Source organism: Bacillus sp. SIMBA_074 (assembly GCF_046534555.1).
Taxonomy (GTDB): domain Bacteria; phylum Bacillota; class Bacilli; order Bacillales; family Bacillaceae_G; genus Bacillus_A; species Bacillus_A mycoides.
This window is the reverse complement of record NZ_JAWRYM010001284.1, coordinates 1-233: the sequence shown is the minus strand read 5'-3', so window position 1 is coordinate 233 and position 233 is coordinate 1. Positions and strand designations below refer to the sequence as shown.

1 protein-coding gene is annotated in these 233 nt (G+C 44.2%); it reads left to right on the top strand.

The genetic code is table 11. From position 1 onward, the window contains the following. Positions 1 to 233, top strand: a 233-nt coding sequence (locus tag SB773_RS34845) for a phage tail length tape measure family protein (RefSeq protein ID WP_410595139.1), incomplete at both ends; no start/stop codon positions are given.

Sequence of the window (233 nt, the reverse complement as noted above, 5' to 3'; positions counted from 1 at the left end):
CAGCCCTGGCTGAAATAGCTAATACTGGTAAATTCACTGCCGAGCAAATAGAGCTGGTTGGTCTTGCTGCGGTGCAAATGGAGAATGTGACCGGCAAAGCGGTTTCAGACACCATTGCTGAATTTGAAAAATTATCTAAAGAGCCAGCGAAAGGTATTGTCGAGCTTAATGAAAAATACAACTTTTTAACTGCCGATATCTACGAGCAGATAGCCGCACTGCAAGAACAAGGC